The following is a 6,801-nucleotide window of genomic DNA, read 5'->3' as shown; positions in this document are numbered from 1 at the left end:
ATACAAAGTGCAAACAAAATCGTTCTTAGCTATTGATTTAAAAAGGAAAAAGTTGTTTACAATCTGTAAACAGCCAAGTTGAAAAACAGTGAAAAATAGCCCTTTTTTACCGCCTTTTGCTGCAAAAATCACGCTTTCCTAACTGGTGAAATTATGGTGTAGTAAGTACACTTTAACAAAATAACACCCAATTATAGGAAAAAATGGCGATGAACTATGCAATTTTGAGGACGGCAAAATTAAAGACGATGGGCAACATTGGTGGCAGTCTTGCACACAGCTACCGAACGATAGAAACGCCCAATGCTGACCCTAACCTGACCCCTAAAAATCATCATAGCGTCGCGACCCCTGAAGCCGTCAAACAGGCAATAAAAGATCGACTTCCTGAAAAGAGACGCGCTGATGCGGTGCTATGTATTGAGTATTTGATCACCGCCAGTCCTGAATGGGAAGGTTGGGGAACCAGCAAGGAAGCCGAGTTTTTTAAGCGATCTAATCAATGGCTCAGTGATAAACATGGAGCAGAAAATATTGCAGGTATGAGTATTCATTGTGACATAAGCACACCGCACTTAGTCGCTTATGTCGTTCCCATTGACCAAAAGGGAAAGCTGAACTGTAAGGATTTTCTAGGCGGCAGGGCTAAATTAAACAAGATGCAAACCGATTTTGCCAATACGGTCACTGATTTAGGGCTAACGAGGGGAAAGGAAGGCTCTAAAGCCAAGCATACCAACATCAAGGCGTATTACCACGACATCAATCACGCGAGAGATTTCAGTATCGAAACCGTAGCGCCTAAGCCTGAAATGTTTGAAAGCAAGGCTAGGTATGGTGAGAAGGTCACAGCAGCCGTTATTGAGCAAATAGAACCAACAGTGAAAGCGGCAAACAGCATCCTGACGGACTACGAGAGGGCTAAGAATGATAAAAGCGTTGCAGAAGAGAGCTATGACACCCTTAAAAAGCGTGTTGAACCTTACTTGATGGCTATTGATGGTCTAAATCAAGAGGAAATTGCTAGAGTAAACGAAGCAATGCAGCTAGAAAGCCGCAGAATCACTGTAGAGAGGGATGGAATTAAAAATGCTATGAAGGTATCAAAATAGAGAGTAAAGGCTATTAAATGCAATTCTGTAGTCGAATAGAGTGGTTTCTATAGCTCAATACTAAGCGTAGAGGAAAATAAAGTCACTAGGATGCTTAAAAACATATAAGTTTGAAAAAACTGCCGCTTTGGATGAGGTTAAAAACAAATTGATAGCTTATCTGATCCAAAAGAGCACAAAAAATTCTCTGATATTTTGTGGTAACTAGGGCTTTTTTCTTTTATCTTTTCAGTTAGTAAAAAAAATAAGAAAATGCTTTTAATGCTTTTAATGCTTTTAATAGCTTTTAAGCTCGCTGTAGCCCTTGCTATTATTGGCTTGTAGACTCCATTCAAGGACGTTTAGTTACCCATTCAAGGACGTTTAGTTACCCATTCAAGGACGTTTAGTTACCCATTCAAGGACGTTTAGTTACCATTAAAGGACGTTTTATAATTTGACCTTTAGATGACTTAATGTAATATGTCATTAACTACTTATGGATAAGATGGTTATGCCCACTAAAAAAAACCTAGTCGTAAAAACTAATCAACTGAATCAAGCATTACAAACTTTATCATTGGCTGAAGTACGAATTATTCAACTAGCCATAGTTGATGCTAGAGAAACAGCCACAGGATTAAGTACAGATAAGCCGTTACGAATTGATGCCACTCGTTATGCAGAGGTATTTGAAACTACACGGCAAAATGGTTATAAGCGCATGAAAGAAGCTGAAGAAACCCTATTTAATAGGCGTTTTACTTACCTTGATGATAATGGAAAGCCCATTAAAAGCCGTTGGTTACAGCAGGTGCAGTATCATGATGGTGAGGGCGCAATAGAAATAGTATTTACTCTTGCTGTTGTAGAAGGTATCAGCCGTATCAATGGCTTAGAACAGTTCTTTACCTCGTATTTGCTAGAACAAACGACACAGTTTGATAGTGTTTATTCAGTACGGCTTTATGAGTTATTGACGCAATGGCGCACAGCTAAAAAAACACCATGCTTTGAGATAGGGGTTTTTAAAGACCAGATGGGGCTAGGAATCAATGAATACAAAGCGATGTGTGATTTTAAGAAACGTGTTTTAGACCTTGCTACAGATGAGATTAATAAAAAATCAGATCTTAAAGTCAAATATGAGAACGTGAAAAAGGGACGCAAAATTATAGGTTTTACTTTCACTGTTCATGAAAAACCAAAAGCTAAGGTAGATGTAGTTAGTAAGGAGCGTGACGCTAATACAGCAGATATGTTTACGGTTGAAGGATTAAACGATAAGCAGCTGGGACGTATCGCCCGTAATCCTAGTTTTGTTGCTGATTATAATCATTTGGTTAGTTCTACCAGTCCAGCAGGTCAAGACCCAAACGCTTGGGAGTTTGAAATGATTAATCGGCTCAAAAAAGATGCTTCACAGTTTAAGAAACGTCCAGTTAGAGAGTATCTTGAATACTAGGTCTTATGAGTACATTTGATAGGTTTAGTTCTCTAGTGAGGGATTGAACTTTTGACTATAGCCTGATTATGTCGTTTTTCAAAACACATAAAATATTGCGTGAATATCAATTAGGATTATTTTACTTTAATACTCTAATTCCAGTTGATATCTTAAGGTCAGCTAAAGTCTTTGGCACATTAGACTTCTCTAGTTCCTGACTACCTTTAGCATATATCAACTTTTTGCCTTTAGCAGAGTTTTCAGTATCCTTCTCAATATAGGAATTTATTTTTCTTTGACATTCAATTAAGCTGGATTCTGCTTCGTCAATATCAGTAGGAGTGATACGTAAGCTTATATCGTAATCTGCCTTACATCTTAAGTCATGATATCTTTGCATCTGCTTACCAGCTTCTATCAAGCTGACTATATTTGATCGTTGTAAACTCATATAAACTGATTGATGAGAGCTATATGCCCTTGGTACACTACCTTTTTTAAAAGGTTGTTCGGTATATTGAGTCAATTTTTTAGCACAGTCTAACCCGAAAAGGGAAGATGCTAAATGGTAGGTAGCATAATAGCCACGAGCAATTAACAGCCTACTATGTGCTTCAACCGGTTCAAAATTTAAACCTTCAAGCTTCTCTTTCAGCTTATACATGTCTTCAATATTTATTGGCATTTACACTACCATGCTCTTATTTTTACTAGCATAAACAGCATGTGGGTTTTCTCTACCATCATCGATGTCTTCACACGACTTAAAATAAGTGACAAAACTCCCTAAGCTACTAAGAAAGTCGTTATCTAAAGCATATTCAATAAATGCAGAGTCAAACTCTGCATTTAAATCAATTGCTTGCTTAGAATTAATTGTCAAAAAAGATTCTATTCTAATAAATTGATCAAAACGGTTTTCAATACTAAAACGAACCTTTGCTTCTTCATGAGATTTTTTTGAATTAAATTTATTCAAAAAACTCATGAAGGACGTATAGTCAGTAGGGCTAACCCCTATAGACTCGATATCTCTTGCTAGACTTAGTATATTTTCAACAGCTTCTATGCCTTCACTCTTTACTTCTTTTGAAACTGCTGATTTTGGTTCAAATAAATGAATAGCCTCTTCTAGTGAATCAGTATCTAATGTGAAATATGAGCTTCTTATTATTTTACTAAAAGTATATTCACAACTATTGTCGATCTTGAGATAACTAATACCTTGCTCAAACACCTCTTCGAATCTACTTAATTTAAATAAAAGTGCTATATAGTTAGGTCGTAAATCATGTCTATTTGTATCTACTCTAAAAGCATTATCGTAAAATACTTTCGCTTTATCGTAATTGCTATTTATTGATTCAAGAAGTGATAAAATACACCAATAAATGGCATAATCACCTTCCTTATTTTTTTCTGCGTTATTCTTCATTTTTTTAACATAAAATGGATCAGGTTTTAATAAACCAGAACTCTCTCTTAGGTATTTAATTAAATTATTACCAAGATCGATAAGCTCTTCTGCGTTAGTTTTCGGCTTAATTGATGCCATGATTCACCTTAATTTCTTTATAGTAGACCTCTTGCAAAAGTACCAGTTCATTGGCTTTTACTGACGGAGTTACAATAGCTCGCGATGATTTATGTAAGAGGTCTAGTGCATTACAGATATTCAGAGTGCTTAAAGTGTCCAAAAGGACAGTTATGCAAGTATATTTACATGTTAGGTAATAGATGAGAAGCAGAGTCAAATGAGCAATTACAAGCGAATAATAACATTCGACCATCGTTTGTTCAATTTATAGCATTGTGTTATTTGTATACGTCAACTTTATATATCAGAAAACTTCTTAGTTAACAGTACCTTACTGCTTAGCCAATCTGTCACTTTACTTTGCACTCGTGATAATAGCTTCACTATATAATTTAAAGTAGGAAGTCGTAAACTGACTGAGATCATACGTCTAGTCAAGAACGAGAATAACCCAGTAGAACCAGTTATTTCACCGCTCAAACTCATTAATAGACCACTTATAACAGACTTACCCGAAAGTAGAGTGTGACTACTTCATTATTTCGTTTATTTTTAGGTGTTTATTGATGTAGCTCAGAACATCACTAACACTTTGGTCTAAACTTTCACGCGAAGAATTATATTCGTTCCAAATCCAAGTGGGATCAAATCTAACGGTCTGATCGATTGTTGTATATTGAGTCGGCATTTTTTTCGCAGCTTCAGTAAGAACGTCACCTATAAGAGTTAAGTTACTTCTGTTTATCTCTATTATTTTATGGATTTTCTCTACCAGCTCCTTTGGAAGTAAAGGAGACGAAGCTAGATTAGAAAGCTCTTCTGTGGCATCGTTATACTTTTTAGTATAATTTATTTCCACTTGCTCATATTCATGCCATTTTGCTAATTTCAAGGCAGGCTCTACTGGATTGCGATCACTTATGGGAGGTGCTTCCTCCATTTCCTCACCAACAGATATATGCCTAAAATTTTTTAAAAAGTTCTCCTTACTAATGACTGTTCCATAAACAGCAGTTTCTAGTTCCTTACTAAACTCCTCTGATAGTTGAACTTGATCTTTAAAAAAGCAATTGATGTACTTCAAGTGCATTTTACAAGCGTTTATATTGAATACTTCTTGAATACCTGTTTCTTCATCAAATTGTCTTTGATTCTTATAATTAAATGCCTCTAGGATCTTCTTAAATTCCTCTATTTGCAACTTGAATATCTCAGTTTTTATTGGAGAGAATAGTGTTTTCCGAGCTTGAATATAAGACAATATACCGATTGTACTTACAACCAAAAAGAAGCCAATATTGACAATGTTTTTCCATTCCTCTATCCCCCAATTTTTCATACCTTTCCTTTATTAATATAAATTATCAATAAAACCTCTTAAAACCCTTAGCAATCTTGTTGCTTCCCTTCTTTAACTTTAGATTCAAAAACCGAAGGACGTTCGCTTTGGACTAATCAAACACTTCTGAATGGCTACCCAGCCTAACGAAATCTACCGTATCGCTCTGAACACGGTAGATTAGCACCAAGTCAGGTTTAATATGGCAATCTCTAAACCCCTTATGATTGCCGGTCAACGCATGATCTTTGTATTTAGCCGGTAGCGGTATATCGTTAGTCAAACAATTAAGTACCTCGCCCCATGCAGGAGTGAGTAAGCTTAAATAATTCTTTTTGGCATCTCTCTTAAACTGACTTGATACTTCAATGGATCTCATCAGCCTCGCCTTCTAGCTCATCCATCAAATCACCAAAGCTGTCGTACTTAGTGCCGTTACCGTTGGCAACCTCTGCAATAGCAGCGAGTGTTTGCGCGTTCAGCTTCGGCTGATAATCAAAAGACAAGGGAACCGCATTGGTATCGGCTACTTGGTTTAAGAACAGTCTTATGGCTTGTGAAGGCGTTAGTCCATAGCTTTCAAGAACAGAGAAAGACCTATCCTTCAGATCCTGGTCAAGCCGTATATTATAATTAGTCGTAGTCATATTAATCACTTTTCGCTTATATTTGTATGTCTAATATAAGCGAAAGGTGATTAAACCTCAATGACTTTAGCGTTCCATATTTCGCTAATCTAAGCGGTAGTAGTCTGCTCATTCAATCCAGTAAGAAAATCATCAACCGTTTTCTCAATACTTTTTTGCATGACATAAAGATCAGAAGTGGAGTATTTCCCCAGCTGATTTCTTTCATCCATGACTTCAAATAGCTTGCTTCTGACCACTTCTTCGTGCGTTTTATCGTCAATCAACAGCAAATTAAGCTTCACGACAGCTCTATTGTAGGCTTCTTGGGTGGCTTCAAGTTGAAGGCTTTTACTACTGGCTACTGATACACCGATCATGCTCATAAATAACTCCGCTACTAGAATCATCTGTAGCTACAGATGATTTTTTTAGGTTAATAAGTTGTTTGTACCAGCCTAAGATTATGCCAGTGAAAAATGAGAAGTAACGCTCTTATAATCCCTTTTTTGTAGCAGATTTTACGACAGATAAAAAATCCGTTATTTCCCACCCAATTTAATGACTACACCATACGCACCCTAAAGGGACTGCCAAATAGCTGATATTGTTAGGTTTATTGAAATTCAGGTGTATACAAAGTGCAAACAAAATCGTTCTTAGCTATTGATTTAAAAAGGAAAAAGTTGTTTACAATCTGTAAACAGCCAAGTTGAAAAACAGTGAAAAATAGCCCTTTTTTACCGCCTTTTGCTGCAAAA

8 protein-coding genes are annotated in these 6,801 nt (G+C 36.4%); 2 read left to right on the top strand and 6 right to left on the bottom strand.

What is annotated here, in order from left to right; genetic code table 11:
- Positions 1 to 203 precede the first annotated feature (203 nt).
- Together mobV and repM are read left to right on the top strand one after the other, a co-directional pair.
- Entirely contained in the window at positions 204 to 1,112 is a 909-nt protein-coding gene (gene mobV / locus JMW94_RS14310) for a MobV family relaxase (RefSeq protein WP_320157995.1), read from the top strand.
- A 493-nt stretch (positions 1,113 to 1,605) separates the two neighbouring features.
- Positions 1,606 to 2,556 (top strand): replication initiation protein RepM, encoded by a 951-nt coding sequence (repM, locus tag JMW94_RS14305; RefSeq protein WP_201604849.1) that lies wholly within the window; start codon positions 1,606 to 1,608, stop codon positions 2,554 to 2,556.
- Between the two features lie 121 nt (positions 2,557 to 2,677).
- Here the strand turns inward: repM and JMW94_RS14300 are convergent, their stop codons facing one another.
- The 6 genes from JMW94_RS14300 to JMW94_RS14275 form a co-directional block, all read right to left on the bottom strand.
- Entirely contained in the window at positions 2,678 to 3,223 is a 546-nt protein-coding gene (locus JMW94_RS14300) for a hypothetical protein (RefSeq protein ID WP_201604848.1), read from the bottom strand.
- The gene (locus JMW94_RS14295) at positions 3,224 to 4,093 is read right to left on the bottom strand and encodes a hypothetical protein (RefSeq protein WP_201604847.1); all 870 of its coding nucleotides are present in this window, start codon (positions 4,091 to 4,093) and stop codon (positions 3,224 to 3,226) included.
- 511 nt (positions 4,094 to 4,604) lie between these two features.
- A complete protein-coding gene (locus JMW94_RS14290; protein WP_201604846.1) occupies positions 4,605 to 5,414 on the bottom strand; it encodes a hypothetical protein in 810 nt (269 codons plus the stop codon).
- 112 nt (positions 5,415 to 5,526) lie between these two features.
- Positions 5,527 to 5,793, bottom strand: coding sequence for a type II toxin-antitoxin system YafQ family toxin (locus JMW94_RS14285; RefSeq protein WP_015060936.1), 267 nt, complete (start codon positions 5,791 to 5,793; stop codon positions 5,527 to 5,529).
- Positions 5,780 to 6,061, bottom strand: a complete 282-nt coding sequence (locus JMW94_RS14280) for a type II toxin-antitoxin system RelB/DinJ family antitoxin (protein ID WP_201604845.1) — start codon at positions 6,059 to 6,061, stop codon at positions 5,780 to 5,782. The genes JMW94_RS14285 and JMW94_RS14280 overlap by 14 nt, the downstream gene beginning before the upstream one ends.
- 89 nt (positions 6,062 to 6,150) lie before the next feature.
- Positions 6,151 to 6,426, bottom strand: coding sequence for a hypothetical protein (locus tag JMW94_RS14275; RefSeq protein ID WP_201604844.1), 276 nt, complete (start codon positions 6,424 to 6,426; stop codon positions 6,151 to 6,153).
- Between the last annotated feature and the right edge of the window lie 375 nt (positions 6,427 to 6,801).

The organism is Psychrobacter immobilis (genome assembly GCF_904846185.1).
Taxonomy (GTDB): domain Bacteria; phylum Pseudomonadota; class Gammaproteobacteria; order Pseudomonadales; family Moraxellaceae; genus Psychrobacter; species Psychrobacter immobilis_B.
This window is presented reverse-complemented; position numbering and strand designations above follow the sequence as displayed.

Coding starts and splice junctions, on each gene's coding strand:
- JMW94_RS14290 (WP_201604846.1), bottom strand. CDS start 5,414: ATGAAAAATTGGGGGATAGAGGAATGGAAAAACATTGTCAATATTGGC.
- JMW94_RS14280 (WP_201604845.1), bottom strand. CDS start 6,061: ATGACTACGACTAATTATAATATACGGCTTGACCAGGATCTGAAGGAT.
- mobV (WP_320157995.1), top strand. CDS start 204: ATGGCGATGAACTATGCAATTTTGAGGACGGCAAAATTAAAGACGATG.
- JMW94_RS14295 (WP_201604847.1), bottom strand. CDS start 4,093: ATGGCATCAATTAAGCCGAAAACTAACGCAGAAGAGCTTATCGATCTT.
- repM (WP_201604849.1), top strand. CDS start 1,606: ATGCCCACTAAAAAAAACCTAGTCGTAAAAACTAATCAACTGAATCAA.
- JMW94_RS14285 (WP_015060936.1), bottom strand. CDS start 5,793: ATGAGATCCATTGAAGTATCAAGTCAGTTTAAGAGAGATGCCAAAAAG.
- JMW94_RS14275 (WP_201604844.1), bottom strand. CDS start 6,426: ATGAGCATGATCGGTGTATCAGTAGCCAGTAGTAAAAGCCTTCAACTT.
- JMW94_RS14300 (WP_201604848.1), bottom strand. CDS start 3,223: ATGCCAATAAATATTGAAGACATGTATAAGCTGAAAGAGAAGCTTGAA.